Below are 17800 nucleotides of genomic sequence, written 5' to 3'. Positions count from 1 at the left end.
TGTCAACGGTTCTCGTGACGCGTCGCGGGCCGGCGTCACTTGAGGTGTTACTTGAGGTGTCACTTGACCAGCACCGTTCCGTCGCCGGGGCGATGGTCGCGGGAGCGGCGCAGGTCGCTGAACGCGAAGGTCCGCTGGAGCCAGCGGTCGCGGCCGTCGTAGCGCGGGGTGAAGGCCGAACGGCCGTGCAGGGTGACCCGGTTGTCGACGACGGCGAGGTCGCCGGGCCGCAGCAGCACCCCGGTGTACGTCCGGTGCGCCACCTCGGCGAGTTCGGCGAGGGCGGCCCGCCCCTCGGGGGTCACCGCCTTGGTGGCCGCCTCGTCGAAGCACCAGTCGGGGTCGTCCGGGTCGCCGGTGAGCACGGCGTGCGCGGTGCCGTCGCCGGCCGGGCCGAAGGAGGGCGGTGCCTCGGTCACGAACTCGGGCCTGCCGAGCGTCTCCCGGGTGCCGGGGGTCAGCAGCGGCAGGACGCGGCGGGCGCAGCTGGTGCGCAGTTCGGCCGTGCCCTCGTGGTCGGCGCGCAGGCACAGCAGCATCACGTAGTCGGGCCGGTGGGGGTGGAAGGCGTTCTCGGTGTGGAAGGTGAGTTCGACCGAGCCGACGTTGCCCTGGACCTTCTCCTGCCCCGGTACCGGCACCACGTCCTGGACGAGGGCCCCGGACTTCTCCGCCGCGAACGCGGCCGGGTCGCCGAGCCCGGCCGCGAACAGCAGCAGCGTCGCCGCCGCCAGGGACGGGGTGTGCTGGACGGAGCCCTTCACCATGGGGGTCGGCGGCAGTTGCCCGACGCCGATGGGGAGCCGCCTGAGGACGAGGGCGCCGTCGGGCCCCGAGTGCCTGCGGAACTCCCTCACGGTGCGCCGCACTTCGGCGGGGGCGTCCTCCCAGGCGTGCCGGGCGCGGGCCACCCAGGCGGGGTCGTCGACCCGGTCGCCCGCCTGGTCCAGCAGCTCCGTGCCGATCTGGCCCAGCGCGGCCAGGGTGCGGGTGCCGTACCGCACCGTGCCGTCGGCGGTCGCCGGGGCGTGCGGTGCCTGCGTCATGTCGACGCTGCTCACGTGCGTGTTCCCTTTCGTCCGCTGTGTCCGCGTCACTCGCCCATGGCCCGGACAAGGCTCTTGGGGCGCAGGTCGGTCCACTCGCGTTCGACGTACTCCAGGCAGGCGGTCCGGTTGTCCGGGCCGAAGACGGTGGTCCAGCCGGCGGGTACGGCGGTGAAGTCGGGCCACAGCGAGTGCTGGCCCTCGTCGTTGGCCAGGACCCGGTAGGTGCCGTCGGGGTTCTCGAAGGGGTTGGTCATGACGGGCCGGTGTTCCTTTCGGGAGCCGGGAGGCGCTTCGCCTCCCGGAGTGGGTGGGGTTGGGCCACGGTTCCGGGCGGTGTGGCCGGTCGTCCGGCCTATGTGGAGGCGGCTCGCCTCACCGTTGGACGAAGTCCCAGTAGTGGGAGATCGCGGCCTGGTCGATGTCCGGGATCGCGACCTCCAGATCCCGCAGCCGCTGAAGCGTCCTGTCGTTCTCGAACTCCAGGGTCGGCTGCTGTGGGTCCGGGGCGTTCCTCGCGTGCTCTTCGAGATACGCCTGGTAGGGCAGGATCGGCAGGTCCAGTCCCCGTTCGCTCGCGCGCCGCAGGCGGTGCAGCCACTCGGTGAGCGGGACCGGTTCGGAGACCGTCCCGCGCATCCGGTCGTAGCCGCTCAGGAAGACGTCGGCTCCGACCCTGCGCGGGTGGTGGAGGTGGTGCACACGGGCGGTTCCCGTCCCGGTCAGGATCAGCCCCACGACGGCGCGGGCCAGGACATCGACGGGGAGCAGCGCTTCCTCCAGATCCGGTCCGACCGGATGGCAGCCGAGCGCGGCGCAACTGGTGAGCAGTCGGGAGAACATGTCGTCCGCACTGACGGCACCGGTCGAGGTGTGCGCCCAGATGCGGCCGAGCCGGTGGATGCCGCCGGTGGCTCCCCGCTCGAAGGCACGTTCCACGAGCCGGTCCGCGACCCATTTGCTCGCCGCGTATCCGTTGCCGAAGGGGTGTTTCTCACCGTCGATCGGTGAATCCTCCGTGACCAGCCGGGAGTTCTGGCCGAGCCCGAACACACCGAGGGTGGAGAGGTGGTGGAACGCCTTCGGCCGGCCTTCGGCTGCCAGGCGCAGCAGGGTTCGGGTGCCCTCCACGTTGGCCGGTTTGAGCAGGGTGTACGGCGAGAGGTGATGGACGTGTGCGCCGCCGTGCACGATCGTGTCGACCCGCTCGCGCAGCCTCGCCCAGTCCGCGGGGTCGAGGCCGAGGTCCACTGCCGCCAGGTCCCCCCGGACGACATGCAGCCGCGGATCGTCCGGCGTCGGCCCGAGGTCGATGCCGTAGCGCCGCATGGCTCCGGTCAGCCGCTCGACCGCCTCGGCGTCGGTCCGCGCGCGGACGAGGCAGTGCACCCGCGCCGATGTCCGCTGCAGCAGCTCGGCCAGGAGGAAGGCTCCGACGAACCCCGTGGCCCCGGTCAGCAGAATCTCCCGGGGACCACCGGCATGCGGCACCTCAGAGGGGCCGGCGGGGGATGTGCCGGGCGTGAAGCGCAGGGCGGGACTCAGCTCGGCTTCCGAGTCCGGCACCCACGACGCGGCCTGCGGGCCGCCCTCCGTGAGGTGGCGGGCCAGCCCCGCCGGGGTCGGTGCTTCGAGCAGCGCCGACAGGCTGAAGCGGACCGCCAGCGTCTCACCGATACGGCCGGCCAGACGGGTGGCGAGCAGGGAGTGACCGCCCAGCGCGAAGAAGTCGTCGTCGGCGGAGACCTCGGCCACCCCCAGCACCTCGGCGAACAGCCCGCACAGCAGGGCCTCCGTTTCAGTCCGCGGCGCCCGGCCGGTACCGGCGACGGTGTCCGGCGGGGCGGGCAGTGCCCTGCGGTCGAGCTTGCCGTTGGCGTTCAGCGGGATCGCGTCGACCTCGACGAACGCGGACGGTACGAGGTGGGCGGGGAGGACGGTGGCGAGCCGGGCCTTCAACTCATCGGCCGCCAGCGGTGTTTCGGCGACGACGTACGCCACCAGCCGCTGGTCGCCCGGACGGTCCTCGCGGGCGATCACGGCGGCTCGGGCCACCCCGTCGAGCGCGGTCAGCGCGGTCTCGATCTCGCCGGGCTCGATCCGGTAGCCCCGGATCTTGACCTGGTCGTCGACGCGTCCGGCGTACTCCAGCACTCCGGCGCGGTTCCAGCGGGCCCGGTCGCCCACCCGGTACATGCGGGTGCCGGGTGGGCCGTACGGGTCGGCGACGAAGCGTTCGGCGCTCTGGCCGGGGCGGCCGGCGTAGCCGCGGGCGAGTCCGGCGCCGGCTAGGTACAGCTCGCCCCAGACGCCGTCGGGGACGGGCTGGAGGTGGTCGTCCAGCACGTACACGCGCGCGCCCGCGATGGGGCGGCCGATGGGCACCGGTCCCGCGCCGAGGTCGTCGTCCGGTTCGAGGCGGTGGACGACACAGCCGACGGTCGCCTCCGTGGGGCCGTACTCGTTGATCACCACGGCCTTGGGGTGCCGCTCGCGCCACGCCTGCAGGGCGGTGCCGTCGAGGGCCTCGCCGCCGATGACCAGGTTCCGGGCGTCGCTGACGCGGTCGGGCAGCGACTCCAGGAGCCGTAGATGGCTCGGGGTGACCTTGAGCAGGTCGGGGGTGGGTGTGTCCTCGTCCAGTTCGCCGAACCGGACGCGGCCGCCGGTGATGAGTGGTGTGAACAGCGTGGTCACCGGCATGTCGAAGGCGAGGGACGTGTGGACCAGGGACTCGCCCGTGGCGGCCGGGTACATCGTCGCGGCCTCGCTCAGGTAGGCGGCGAGCGAACCGTGTTCCACGACCACTCCCTTCGGGCGGCCCGTCGATCCTGAGGTGTAGATCAGGTAGGCGGCCTGGCGGGGGTGGACCTCGGCGGTCAGGTCGCCGTCGGCGCCGGTGTCCGGGGCGGCGGCGAGGGCGTCCTCGTCGAGCACGATCGCCGCGCCCGCGTCGGCGACCAGGGCCTCGATCCGCGCCCTCGGGTTCGCCGGGTCGATCGGCAGGTACGCGGCTCCGGTCTTCAGGACCGCGAGCAGCGTCACGACCACCTCCGGGCGGCGCGGCAGCACCACGGCGACGACGGTCTCCGGTCCGGCCCCGAGGGAGGCCAGGTGCCGGGCGAGCCGGTTCGCACGACGGTTCAGCTCGTCGTACGTCAGCTTCGTACCGTCCGAGACCCCCGTACCGTCCGAGGACTCCGTACCGTCCGCGACGACGGCCACGGCGTGCGGGGTGCGCGCCACCTGGGCCTCGAACAGCGCCGGCAGCGATGCCTCCGGCAGCGGCCGGGCGGTGTCGTTGCGATGGACGAGTGCGTGCCCGCGTTCGGCGGGGGTGAGCAGGGGCAGGGTGTGCAGGGGACGCGCCGGGTCGGCGGTCACCTCCTGGAGCAGGCGCAGATAACGGGTGGCGACGCTCTCGGCGGTGGCCCGGTCGAACAGGTCCGAGGCGTACTCGACCCATCCCGACCAGCCGCCCTTGCCGGTCTCGGTGAGCGTCAGCGACAGGTCGAACTTGGCGCGGTCGCCGTCCACGTCCCCGACGGTCACCTCAAGTCCGGGCAGTGTGGGTGCGACAGCCTGCTGATTGACCGTCAGCATGACCTGGAACAGCGGGTGCCGGGAGCGTGAGCGCGCCGGGTTGAGGACCTCGACCAGCCGCTCGAAGGGCACATCGGTGTGGTCGTACGCCGCCACGTCCGCCGCGCGCACCCGGTCGAGCAGTTCCTCGAAGGTGGGGTCGCCGGAGGTGTCGGTGCGCAGCACCAGGGTGTTGGCGAACAGCCCGACGAGGTCTTCGAGCGCGCTGTCCGGGCGGCCCTCGACGGGCGTTCCGATCACGATGTCGTCGCCGGCGCCGAGCCGGTTCAGCAGGGTGGCGAGCGTGGCGTGCAGCACCATGAAGGCGCTGGCGCCCCGGTCGCGGCCGAGCGCGTCGACACGGCCGCGCAGTGCGGCCGGCACCGTGAAGGGCACCGTGCCACCGCGCTGGGAGGCGACGGCGGGCCGGGTCCGGTCGGTGGGCAGCTCGATCTGGTCGGGGATCCCGGCCAGTTCCCGCGTCCAGAAGTCGACCCGGTCGGCGGGCAGTTCCCGCTCCCACAGCGCGTAGTCGGCGTACTGGACGGGCAGCGCAGCCCAGTCGGGGGCGCGGCCTGTGAGGCGGGCGGCGTAGGCCGTGGAGAGGTCCTCGGCGAGGGGCCGCATGGAGGCGCCGTCGCCCGCGATGTGGTGCAGGAGCAGCAGCAGGGCGTGTTCGCGCTCCCCGTCGGTGAACAGCACGGCGCGGATGGGCAGTTGGCGGTCCAGGGAGAACCGCGTCCGGGCGGCCTCCGCCACGCCCGCGTCGAAATCGGCCGGGTCGAGCGAGCGGACCGCGAAGCGCGGTTCGGTGTCCACGACGACCTGGTGGGGCCCCTCCGGACCCTCGGTGATCACCGTGCGCAGCACCTCGTGCCGCCGCACCAGGTCGCCGAAGGCGTCCCGCAGGGCGTCGCTGTCGAGGGTGCCGGTCATCCGCAGGACGACGGGGATGGTGTACGTCTGCGCCTGGCCGTCGAGCCGGTCGAGGAACCACATCCGCCGCTGGGCCGCCGACAGCGGCACCCGCTCGGGCCGGTCGGACCCGTCACGCCGGACGAGCGGGGGCCGCACGGCCTTCGTCGGCCGCCCCGCCAGCAGTTCGGCGAGTCCGGCGACGGTCGAGTTCTCGAAGACCTCCCGGATGGACAGCTCGGCGCCGTGGTCGGCCCGGACGCGGTTGACGAGCCGTGCGACGAGCAGGGAGTGGCCGCCGAGGCGGAAGAAGTCGTCGTCCGCGCCCACGTCCGGCACGCCGAGGACGGTGGCAAAGAGGTCGGCCACGCGCCGCTCGGTGCCCTCGGCGGGCGGTCGCCCAGTGCCGTCGGCGCCGAGGTTCGGGGCGGGCAGCGCCTTGCGGGCGATCTTGCCGTTGGCGGTCAGCGGCAGGGTGTCCAGGACGACGAAGGCGGCGGGGACCATGTAGTCGGGCAGGGCCCGCGCGGCGGCGGCCCGCAGGGCGGCCGGGTCCGCCGGGCGGTTCGGCTCGGGTACGACGTAGGCGACGAGGCGTTTGTCGCCGGGGGTGTCCTCGCGGACCACCACGGCGGCCGCGTCGATGCCGGTCTGGGCCGTCAGGACGGCCTCCACCTCGCCGAGTTCGATGCGGAAGCCGCGGATCTTGACCTGGTCGTCCACGCGGCTGACGAACTCCAGGAGTCCGGCGGCCGTCCAGCGGGCCAGGTCGCCGGTGCGGTACATCCGGGATCCGGGCGGGCCGAAGGGGCTCGCGACGAAGCGTCCGGCGGTGAGGCCGGGGCGGCCGTGGTAGCCGCGGGTCACGAGGTCACCGGCGACGTACAGTTCGCCGGCCGTGCCGACGGGCGCCGGGCGCAGCAGTGCGTCCAGCACGTACATCCGGGTGTTCCAGGCCGGGGTGCCGATGGTGATGACGCCGGGCGGGACCGGGTCGCCGGGTTCGATGCGGAACAGGCTGCAGCCGATGGTGGTCTCGGTCGGGCCGTACTCGTTGAGGACGGTCACGCCGGGATGCCGGGCGCGCCAGGCGTCCAGCACGTCGCCGAGCAGCGACTCGCCGCCGAGGACGAGTTGGCCCTGCGGCGAGTACTCCTCGGGCACCACGCCGAGCAGGTGCAGATGGCTTGGGGTGGCCTTGACGAAGTCGGGCCGGGTGACGCGGGCGTCCGGGTCGGGGCCGCTCGACGTCCAGCGGACCAGTTCCAGGGTGCCGCCGGAGATCAGCGGGCCGAACATGCCGGTGGCGGTGAGGTCGAAGGAGACCGGCGAGTGCACCAGGACGCGTCGGCGCAGGCTCTCGTACTCGGCCGTCGCCCACGCCAGGTAGGCGACGAGCGAGCGGTGCTCGACGACGACCGCCTTGGGGCGCCCGGTGGAGCCCGAGGTGAAGATGACGAACGCGGTGTGCTCGGGCCGCCGGACCACTCCGGTGAGCGGGGTGAGCGGCTGTTCCGCGATCGCCGGGTCGTCCGTGACGACGACCGGGGCATCCGTCAACGGCCTTACCGCGTCCGCGAGTTCGGCGGTCGTGACGACCGCGACCGGCGCGATGTCCGCCAGCATGAAGGCAAGCCGGTCGGCCGGGTGCGCCGGGTCCAGCGGCAGATAGCCGGCGCCGGTCTTCAGGGCGGCCAGCAAGGTCACCGGGATGTCCGCGGAGACCGGCATCAGCACGGCGACGTAGCGCTCGGGAGCTGCGCCGAGGCCGGTCAGGTGCCGGGCCAGCCGGTTGGCGCGGGCGTCGAGTTCGGCGTACGACAGCTCGGTCGTGCCGAAGACGACGGCGGGGTCGTCCGGGGTGCGGGCCGCCTGGGCTTCGATCAGGTCGGTGAGGGTCTGCGTCGGCACCTCGTGGCCGGTGGTGTTCCACTCGGTGAGCAGCAGGTGCCGTTCGCCCTCGGCCACGACGTCGAACTCCCCCACCGGGCGGTCGGGTTCGGCGGTGAGGTCGGCGAGCAGCCGGGTGAAGCGCTCCGCGATCCGGGCGGCCGATTCACGGTCGAACAGGTCGGTGGCGAACTCCAGCAGTCCGCTCACCCCGCCCTCGGGCCGCTCGGTGAGGAAGAAGGACAGGTCGAACTTGGCGGCGGGCGAGGCGACCGGCTGCACGCGGGCGGAGAGTCCGGGCAGGTCGACGGCGAGGTCGAGGGCGGCCTGCTGATCGGCGTTGTTGAAGTTCAGGCCGGTCTGGAACAGGGGGTGCCGGGCGGTGGAGCGCACCGGGTTGACCGCTTCCACGACCCGCTCGAACGGCACGTCCTGGTGGGCGTAGGCGGCCAGGTCGGCGGCCCGCACCCGGCGCAGCACCTCGGTGAGGTCGGGGTCGCCGGTGAGGTCGGTGCGCAGGACGAGGTTGTTGGCGAAGTAGCCGACGAGGGGCGCCAGGGCGTCGTCCGTGCGGCCCGCGACGGGCGAGCCGATGACGATGTCGTCGCCCGCGCCGAGCCGGTGCAGCAAGGTGGCCAGGACCGCGTGCACGACCATGAAGACGGTCGTGTGGTGCTCCCGGGCGAGCCGGACCAGGGCCTGATGGACCTCGGGTGCGACGGTGAAGGGCACCGTGTCGCCGCGGTGGGTGGGCACGGCGGGCCGGGGCCGGTCGAAGGGCAGCTCCATCTGCTCGGGCAGTCCGGCGAGCGTGGCACGCCAGTGGTCGAGCTGCCGGGACAGGACGCTGTCCGGGTCGTCGCTCTCGCCCAGCGTCCGCCGCTGCCACACCGCGAAGTCGGCGTACTGGACGGGAAGTTGGGGCCAGTCGGGCTCCTCGCCCTGGGTCCGGGCCGCGTAGGCGGTGGCGAGGTCGCGGGCGAGCGGGGCCATGGAGGCGCCGTCGCCGGCGATGTGGTGCAGGACGAGGAGCAGGACGTGTTCGTCGGCGCCGAGGTCGAACAGGGTGGCCCGCAGCGGGGGTTGGACGGTGAGGTCGAACGTCGTGGCCACGGCCTCGGCCAGCCGTGCGTCGAGCCCGTCCTCGCCGACGCGCACGACACTGAGCGGCGGCACCGACGGCAGCACGACCTGGTGAGGGCCGTGTCCGTCCTCCGCGAAGACCGTGCGCAGCGCCTCGTGCCGGTGCGTCAGGTCGTCCAGGGCGGCGGTGAGCGCGGCCACGTCGAGGTCGCCGGTGAGCCGGAGCGCGACGGGCAGGTTGTACGTCGGGGACGGGCCCTCGAAGCGGTGCAGGAACCACAGCCGTTCCTGGGCGTACGACAGCGGCAGGCGCCCCGCGCGCGGGTGTGCGGTGACGCCGCCGCGGCGCGGTCCGCTCCCGTCGAGCCGGGCGGCGAGCCGCGCCACGGTCGTCGCCTCGAACAGCACCGACAGCTCGATGTCGACGTCGAGGGCGGCGCGGATGCGGCTCGCCAGCCGGGTCACCAGGAGGGAGTGGCCGCCGAGTGCGAAGAAGTCGTCGTCGATCGACACCTCGGTCACGCCGAGCACCTCGGCGAACAGCCCGCACAGGATCTCCTCCTGCGGGGTGCGCGGCCCGCGCCCGCCGGCGTGGGCGAGGTCGGGGACCGGCAGGGCCTTGCGGTCGAGCTTGCCGTTCGGGGTGAGCGGCAGCTCCGCCAGGGTGACGATCTGGGCCGGGACCATGTACTCGGGCAGCCGGGCGGCGAGCCGGTCGCGGAGGTCGTCGGCGGTGTCGAGCGGGGTGTCCGGGTCGGCCGGGACGACGTAGCCGACGAGCCACTGGCCGTGGACGGCCGCGGCGGCCTGGGTGACGGCCGGGTGGTCGGCGAGCGCGTCCTCGATCTCGCCGAGTTCGACCCGGAAGCCGCGCAGCTTGACCTGGTTGTCGGCGCGGCCGAGGTACTCCAGCTCGCCGTCCGCCGTCCAGCGCGCCACGTCGCCGGTGCGGTACATACGGGATCCGGGCGGGCCGTAGGGGCTCGCGACGAACCGTTCGGCGGTCAGGGCGGGCCGGTCGAGGTAGCCGCGGGCGAGCTGGACGCCCTCGCAGTACAGCTCGCCGGGCACGCCCGGTGCGACGGGGGCCAGGTCGGCGTCCAGCACGTACATGCGGGTGTTGGGGACGGGGCCGCCGATCAGCACGGTCTCGGTGTCCGGGCCGGCCGGCCAGGTGGTGACGTCGACGGCGGCCTCGGTCGGGCCGTAGGCGTTGAGGAGCACGGCGTTGGCGTCCTCGTGGAATCGGCGGACCAGTTCGGCGGGCAGTGCCTCGTCGCCGGAGACGACCAGACGCACCGAGTCCGGCAGCCGGGTCTCGGCGAGGTAGGCGCCCAGCATCGAGGAGCTGAGGTGGACGACCGTGACGTGCTCCTCGCGCATCAGCCGCTCCAGGTAGAGCGGGTCGCGATGGCCGTCGGGGCGGGCGACGACGAGGGTGCCGCCGTGGGTGAGGGTCCAGAAGACCTCCCACACCGACACGTCGAAGCTCACCGGGGTGGACTGCAGCACGCGGTCGGCGGGCCTGAGTTCGTGGTCGCTCTGCATCCACCACAGGCGGTTCGCCATGCCGGCGCATGTGTTGACGGTGCCCTTGGGGCGGCCGGTGGAACCGGAGGTGTAGATGACGTAGGCGCCGTTTTCGCCGTGGACGGGGACACACGGGTTGTGCTCGGATTCCCCGCTGTCGGGGCTGATCCGGTCGAATCCCTCCACGTCCCGGTCGGATATGAGCAGGCTCGCGCCGGAGTCGGCGAGGATGTAGGCGATCCGGTCGGCCGGGTAGCCGGTGTCGATGGGGACGTACGCGGCGCCCGCCTTGGTCACCGCCCACAGGGCCGCGATCAGGTCCACCGAGCGCGGCAGCATCACGGCGACCCGGGACTCGGGGCCCACACCGCGGTCGCGCAGGGCGTGCGCGAGGCGGTTCACCTGGGCGTTGAGCTCGCCGTAGGTGACACGCTCGCCCTCGAAGAAGACGGCTTCGGCCTCCGGGTCCTGCGCCTCGAAGCGTTCCACGATCGAACGCGGGTCGTTCCACGCGAGGCCGGTGTCGTTCCAGCCGTGCAGGACCAGGGCGCGGTCGTCGGCGCCGAGTACGTCCACTTCGGTCAGCCGCTGGGCGGGGTCGGCGGTGACGCGCTCCAGGACGCGTACGAAGCGGGCCGCGAAGCTCTGTGCCGTACGGCGGTCGTAGAGGTCGGTGGCGTACTCCAGGCGGCACAGCAGCCCGCCGTCCTCATGGACGTGGCAGTCGAAGTGCACGTCGAACTTGGCGGTGCCGCTGGTCACCGGGCCGGGGTCGGCGCTGACGCCGGGCAGGTCGAAGCGGGCCTCGGTCAGGTCCAGCCAGGCCAGCATGACCTGGAAGAAGGCGTGCCGGGAGCGGGAGCGCTCCGGGTTGAGCTCCTCCACCAGGCGCTCGAAGGGCACACCCTGGTGGGCGTACGCGGCCAGGCCCGTCTCGCGGACGCGGACCAGCAGCTCCTCGAAGGTCGGGTCGCCGGAGGTGTCCATGCGGTAGACGAGGGTGTTGATGAACACGCCGACTACGTCGTCGAGGACCGAGTCGGGCCGGTCCGCGATGACACCGCCGAGCGGGATGTCGTCGCCCGCGCCGAGCCGGGTGAGCAGCAGGGACACGGCGGCCTGGAGGATCATGAACGGGGTCGTGCGGGTGCGGCCGGCCAGGTCCAGCATCCGCTGGTACAGCTCCGGGCCGACGTGGAACTCCACATGGTCGCCGCGGTGCGTGGCCACGGCCGGGCGGGGCCGGTCGCCGGGGAAGGTGACCTCGGGCGGGAGACCGTCGAGGTGCTGCTTCCAGTACTCGATCTGGCGCGGCAGGTCCGCGGCGAGCGTGTCGCGCTGCCAGATCGCGAAGTCCGGGTACTGGACGGTGAGTTCGGGGAACTGCGGCGCGGCTCCGTCGAGCCGGGCCCGGTAGGCGGCGGAGAGGTCCTCGGTGAGCGGGCGCAGCGAGGCTCCGTCGGTGGCGATGTGGTGCACCACGAGGAGCAGGACGTGGGTGTCCGGTCCGGTCGGGTAGTGGGTGGCCCGCAGCGGCAGATCGCGGGTCAGGTCGAAGGGGCGGCCCGCCGAGGCGGCCAGGTCGGGGGCGGGACCGGCGTCGCGTACGACTTCCATGGTGAAGCCGGTGTCCGGCGGAAGCACGATCTGGTGCGGGCCGTCGGCGTCCTCCGGATATAGGGTGCGCAGCGCCTCGTGGCGGGCGACCAGATCGGCGAGCGCGGCGCCGAGGGCGTCCGCGTCGAGCGGACCGTCGAGCCGGACCTGGATGGGGATGTTGTACGTGCCCGAGGCGCCCTGGAGCCGCTGCAGGAACCACATGCGTTCCTGGGCGAACGACAGCGGGACGCGGCCGGGCCGCTCCTCCGCCGTGATGCGCTTGGCCTGCGGGGCCAGCAGGGTCAGCCGTTCGGCGACTCCGGCGACGGTCGGTCCGGCGAAGACGTCCCGCAGGGACAGGTCGACGCCGAACTCGTCGCGCACCCGGTGGACCAGGCGGATCATCAGGATCGAGGTGCCGCCGAGCGCGAAGAACTCATCGTGCACACCGACGCGTTCGACGCCGAGGACGTCGGCGACGATGGCGCACAGCTTCCGCTCCTCGGGCGAGCGCGGCTCGCCGCCCGTGACAGCGGCGGCGGCCTTCGCGGGGGCGTCGGCCGCCCGGACCCCCGTGACCAGCAGCCGGTCGTCCTCGCTCACCGCGGTCAGCTCACCGGCCGGGACGTCGAGTCCGGCCGCCGCACTGCCGATCAGGCCGGCGAGGTGGTCGGCGATGCGTGCGACGGCCGTCGCGTCGAAGGCGGCGGTGAGGTGGGAGAACCGCAGCCGCAGCCGCTCGCCGGGGAAGACGGACAGACTGACCGGATAGTGGGTGCGCTCGACGAGTTCGGCGTGGGCCAGGCGCAGTCCGCCGGCCTCGATGCCGTCGTCCATCGGGTAGTTCTCGAAGGCGACGATGGTGTCGAACAGCGCGTCGAAGCCGGACGCACGCGTCAGCTCCGCCAGTGAGGCGGACTGGTGGGCGTCGAGCGAACGCTGCTCGTGCTGCACCCGGGCCAGCAGCGCGCCCAGCGCCTCGTCCCGGTCGATCCGCACCCGGACCGGCAGGGTGTTGACGAACAGCCCGACCATCGACTCCGCGCCGGGCAGCTCGGGCGGGCGCCCGGAGACGGTCGCGCCGAACACGACGTCGGCACGGCCGGTGAAGCCGCTCAGCAGCAAGCCCCACAGGCCCTGCACGACAGTGTTGAGGGTGAGCCGGTGCGCACGGGCGGTCGCCGACAGGGCGCCGGTCAGCGCCTCGGACAGGACCAGTTCATGGACGCCGTGGCCGTCCTGGCCGCCGTGGCCGTCGGAGGTGCGGTCGGCGGGGGCGAGCAGGGTGGGCGCGGCCAGACCGGCGAGGTGCTCGCGCCACGCCTCGGCGCAGGCCTCCTGGTCCTGGCCGTCCAGCCGGGCCAGGTGGTCGCGGTACGGGGCGGCCGCAGGCAGGTCGGCGCCGCCGTACAGGCCGAACAGCTCACGCACCAGCACCGGCAGGGACCAGCCGTCCAGCAGCAGGTGATGGTGGGTCAGGACGAGACGGTTCCCGAGGACGGTGAACCGCAGCAGGGGCGGGCGTACGACGCTGAAGCCGCGCGCCCGGTCACGGGCGAGGAACGCCTCCACATCGTCCTCGTCGCGCTCCTCCCAGGGCACTTTGACGTCGGCGGGGACGACCTGCACGGGGGCGCCCGCCGAGCGGCTGCGGAAGGCGGCGCGCAGGTTGGGGTGGCGGTGCAGCAGGGCGGTGGCGGCGGCCCGCATCCGCCCGGCGTCGAAGCCGCCGTCGATCTCCAGGACGAGCTGGCCGACGTACGGGTCGTCGGGCTCGTACAGCGCAAGGAAGAGCAGGCCCTCCTGGAGCGGGGAGAGCGGCAGCACGTCGGTGGCGCCGCGGAACCGGTCCAGTTCCTCCTGGGTGATCCGGACAAGGGGTACGTCGGAGACGGTGAGTCCGCCTCGTGTGTGGACGGCGAGTTCGGCGAGGGCAGCGGTCCATGCTTCGGCGATCGCGCGCACGTCGGTCTCGGTGAGGACGCCCGAGGGGTAGGTCCACTCGGCGGTGAGCTCGCCGTCCCGGACGTAGGCGTCGATCTGGAGGGCGTGGGTGAGCCCAAGGCCGTCGTCGGCGAGCAGTTCCACGGCCGTCGCGTCGTCGGCGAGCTGCCAGCCGCCGAGGTCCTGTGCGTCCAGGCGGCCCAGGTAGTTGAAGGAGATCTGGGGTGCGGACAGGCCGGTGAGGCGGTTGCGGAGCAGGTCGTGGCCCCTGCCTCCGTGCGGGACGGCGCGCAGTTCCTCCTTGGCGCGCTTGATGAGCGCGGGGCCGGTCTCGGTGCCGGGGCCGAGGCGGACCGGGTGGATGCGGGTGAACCAGCCGACGGTGGTGGCCAGGTCCATGCCGTCGGGGAGGTGGTCGCGGCCGTGGCCCTCCAGGTCGACCAGGACCGGTCCTTCGCCCCGGTGGCGCTGTACGGCGGTCGAGAGCGCGGCGAGCAGGATGTCGTCCGGGGTCGCCCGGTAGGCGGCGGGCAGCGTGGTCAGCAGGGTGCCGGTGAGGTCCGCCGGGACGGTGACGGTGATGGAGCGGGCGGTGCCGTGGACGTCCCGGGCGGGGTCGAGGGGGCGGGTGCCGAGGACGGGTTCCGGGGTGGACAACAGGTCGGTCCACAGCGGGAGTTCATCGGCCGGTGCCCGCAGGTGCGCGGCCCAGCGGCGCAGCGAGGTTCCGGCCGGGGACAGGTCGGCGCCCGCGAGGGCTTCGGCGAGGTCGGTCAGCAGGATGCGCCAGGACACGCCGTCGACGACCAGGTGGTGCAGGACGAGCAGCAGTCGGCCGGAGTCGAACCACACGGCCCGGACCATCACACCGTCCTCGGGGGACAGCGCGCGACGGGCGGCCTCCTTGTGCCCGGCCACGTCCTCGTCCCGGGCGCGTATCAGGCAGTCCTCGGCCCGCACGGCGCCCACGGGCCGGATGTGCCGGCCCCGCATGCGCAGCGCGTCGTGACGGTCGAGGACGAGTTGCAGGGCGGCGCCGAGGCGTTCGTACGACAGGTCGGGGTCCGCGGTGAGGAGGAGGGACTGGGCGAACCCGGCGGTGGGGCCGCCGCGTTCGGCGAGGCGCCGGGCCATCGGCGTCTCGGGGAGCTCTCCGACCGGGTCGTCCTCGACGGGCGCGGGCGCCGGTGCCGTGGCCGCGACCGTGGCGAGACGGGCGACGGTCGGATGGTCGAAGACGTCCTGGGGCGTGAGGTGGAGGCCCTGGCGGCGGGCGCGGCTGACGAGCTGGATGGCGTGGATGCTGTCCGCGCCGAGGGCGAACAGGTCGTCGTCCACGCCCAGTTCGGGGCGGCCCAGCAGGTCGGCGGCGAGGGCGTGCAGGGTGTGCTCGGCGGCGGTGCCGGGGGCGCGTTGGCCGGCCGGCCGGGCCGGCGCGGGCAGGGCACGGCGGTCGATCTTGCCGTTGGGGGTGACCGGGATCGACGGCAGGACGTGAACGCTCACGGGCACCATGTGGGCGGGCAGCAGGGTGGCCAGGTGGGCGCGGGGGTCGGTCTGCGGGGTGCCGGTCACATAGCCGACGAGCTGCCGGGCGCCCGCGGCGGAGTCGTGGACGAGGACGGCGGCCTGCTCGACGCCGGGCACCGAGGCCAGCACGGACTCGACCTCGGACGGTTCGACGCGCTGACCGTTGATCTTGATCTGGTCGTCGGCGCGTCCGGCGAACTCCAGGTCTCCGTCGGCCCGTCGGCGCACCAGGTCACCGGTGCGGTACATCCGGGTGCCGGCCGGGCCGTGGGGGTCGGCGACGAACCGCTCGACGGTCGGGCCGGGGCGGTCGAAGTAGCCGCGGGCCAGCTGGACGCCCGCCAGGTACAGCTCGCCGGTGACGCCGTCCGGCACCGGCTGCAGCGCCGGGTCGAGCACGTAGGCGCGGGAGTTGTGGGTCGGGGTGCCGATCGTCATGGGCACGCCGGGGGCGCAGGCGTGGGAGGTGGCGGTCACCGAGAACTCGGTGGGGCCGTAGGAGTTGTGGAGCCGGGCGCCGCACTCGCGGTGGAAGCGCTCGGCGAGTCCGGCGGGCAGGGCCTCGCCGCCGCAGCTGACCATGCGCAGGGAGTCGACGGGCAGGTACTCGTCGAGGAACGGGCCGAGCATCGCCGGGACGAAGTGGATGACGGTGACCCGCTCGTCGCGGACCAGTCGGGCCAGGTAGGCCGGGTCGCGGTGGCCGTCGGGGCGGGCGACGACGAGGGTCGCGCCGCGGGTGAGGGTCCAGAACACCTCCCACACCGACACGTCGAACCCGACGGGCGACTTGTGCACGACCCGGTCCGCCGGGGTGAGCCGGTACTCGTCCTGCATCCAGGCGAGCATGTTGCCGATACCGGCGTGGGTGACGACGGTGCCCTTGGGGCGGCCGGTGGTGCCCGAGGTGTGGATGACGTACGCGGCGTGGTCCCCCCGCAGGGCTACGCCGGGGCTGGTCTCGGGCTCGCCCTCGCCGAGGGTCCGTACGTTCTCCTCGTCGATGACGAAGGACGTACGGGAGTCGGCGAGGAGGTACGCGATCCGGTCGGCCGGGTAGCCGGTCTCCACGGGCACGTACGCGGCGCCGGTCTTGAGCACCGCCCACAGCGCGACGATCAGGTCGAGCGAGCGGGGCAGCCGCACCGCGACCCGCGACTCGGGTCCCACGCCCCGCCCGCGCAGGGCGTGCGCGAGCCGGTTCGCACGGGCGCCCAGTTCGCCGTACGTCAGCCGCTCGCCCTCGAAGACGACTGCCTCGGCGGCCGGGTCCTGGGCCTCGAACAGCTCCACCAGGGAGCGCGGGTCGGTCGCACGGTCGGTGGCGTTGCGGGCGTGGAAGCGCTCCCGTTCCGTCTCGTCGAGCAGGTCGAGGGCGCCGATGGGCAGTTCGGGGTGCTCGGTGGCGGCGGTGAGGAGCCGGGCGTACCGGTCGCGGTGGGCGGCGGCCGTGTCGGGGGTGAAGCGGCCGGGGTGGGCGTTGACGGTGAGCTCGATGCCGTCGGCGGCCTCCGGGTCGCCCCACGCGTGCAGGGCGAGGTCGCGGACCGGGCCGGAGGCCAGCTGGTGTGCCTCGGCCTGGACGGGGCCGAACGGCAGGCGGGCGGCGGCGAAGGAGAGGACGTTCAGGGACGGGCCGCTCAGGGTGCCCGGGTGGGCCGCGGCGGCGAGGTCGCGGCGGAGTTCGTCGTGCGGGTAGCGCTGATGGCGGGTCACCTCGGCCAGCCGGGCGGCGACCCGGTCGAGCAGCTCGGTGAAGGTCGTCGCACCGTCGACGGGGATGCGCAGCGGGACGTCGTTGACCAGCATGGCCGGTGTCGCCAGGGCGTGCGGGCTGAGCCGGGCGGCCATGAACACCCGCACGACGACGTCGTGGGCGCCGGTGACGCGGTGGGTGTGGGCGGCCATCGCGGCGATCACCGGCAGCGACCAGCGGGACCCGGCGAGGCCGCGCACCCGCAGGGCGGTCTGCTCGGGCAGCCTGAGACGCGCGCCGGGCAGGCTGGGCGCGAGTCCCGTGGCGCCGGAGCCGAGCTCGGTGGACTCCGGCAGGTCGGCGAACTCCCGCTGCCAGTAGGCGCCGTCGCGCTCGTGGCGGGCGGAGCCGAGGTAGGCGTTCTCCTCGGCCAGGACCTCGTTCAGGGTGCCGAAGCCGCTCGCGGGCGGGTCCTCGCCGGCGGCGAGGGCCGTGTAGACCTCCAGCACGCGGCGGCAGTGCAGGACCTGTCCGTAGCCGTCGAGGAGGATGTGGTGGTAGCGGAAGTGGAACCAGTGCCGGTCGGGGCCGAGCCGCAGCAGGGTGTGCTGGAAGAGCCGCTCGCCGGTGACCGGGACGGGGCGGGCCAGGTCGGCGTCGATCCAGGCGCGGGCGGCGGCGGCCGGATCGGCCTCGCCGCCGAGGTCGAGGTACTTCAGCTCACCCGTGACGGACGGGTCGACCGTCTGCCGAACCGTTTCCCGGCCGGTGTCCCCGCCCGTTTCCCCGTCCTCGTGGAAACGGATCCGCAGAGCCTCGGTCTCGGCCACGGCCTGCTCGACGGCGCGGGTCAGCAGGGCGCGGTCCACGGGGCCGGGGACGTCGTAGTAGATGCCGCAGGTGTACAGGGGACTGTCGGGGGCGAGGCGCTGGGCGACCCACACTCCTTGCTGGGCCGCCGTGAGCGGTAGCGCAGTGTTCATGG

General features: G+C 73.6%; 3 protein-coding genes. All 3 read right to left on the bottom strand.

Going from position 1 to position 17800, the window contains the following annotated elements; translation table 11 throughout:
- Positions 1 to 59: 59 nt before the first annotated feature.
- The 3 genes from ACFWYS_RS27715 to ACFWYS_RS27705 all read right to left on the bottom strand — a co-directional run bounded on the left by ACFWYS_RS27715 (position 60) and on the right by ACFWYS_RS27705 (position 17798).
- Positions 60 to 1061 (bottom strand): TauD/TfdA family dioxygenase, encoded by a 1002-nt coding sequence (locus ACFWYS_RS27715; RefSeq protein WP_384774394.1) that lies wholly within the window; start codon positions 1059 to 1061, stop codon positions 60 to 62.
- Positions 1062 to 1093: 32 nt separating this feature from the next.
- Entirely contained in the window at positions 1094 to 1303 is a 210-nt protein-coding gene (locus ACFWYS_RS27710; protein WP_334587484.1) for an MbtH family protein, read from the bottom strand.
- 118 nt (positions 1304 to 1421) lie between these two features.
- Positions 1422 to 17798 carry an amino acid adenylation domain-containing protein gene (locus ACFWYS_RS27705; RefSeq protein WP_384774392.1) on the bottom strand — a complete coding sequence of 5459 codons (16377 nt, stop codon included), beginning with the start codon at positions 17796 to 17798 and terminating at the stop codon, positions 1422 to 1424.
- Positions 17799 to 17800: the final 2 nt, after the last annotated feature.

Source organism: Streptomyces sp. NPDC059010, assembly GCF_042740355.1.
Taxonomy (GTDB): Bacteria; Actinomycetota; Actinomycetes; order Streptomycetales; family Streptomycetaceae; genus Streptomyces.
Note: the sequence above shows the minus strand (reverse complement) of the source record. Positions and strands in the feature narration are given on the sequence as shown.

Excerpts from the sequence above, each read along its gene's own strand:
- ACFWYS_RS27710 (WP_334587484.1), bottom strand. The coding sequence starts at position 1,303 with ATGACCAACCCCTTCGAGAACCCCGACGGCACCTACCGGGTCCTGGCC.
- ACFWYS_RS27705 (WP_384774392.1), bottom strand. The coding sequence starts at position 17,798 with ATGAACACTGCGCTACCGCTCACGGCGGCCCAGCAAGGAGTGTGGGTC.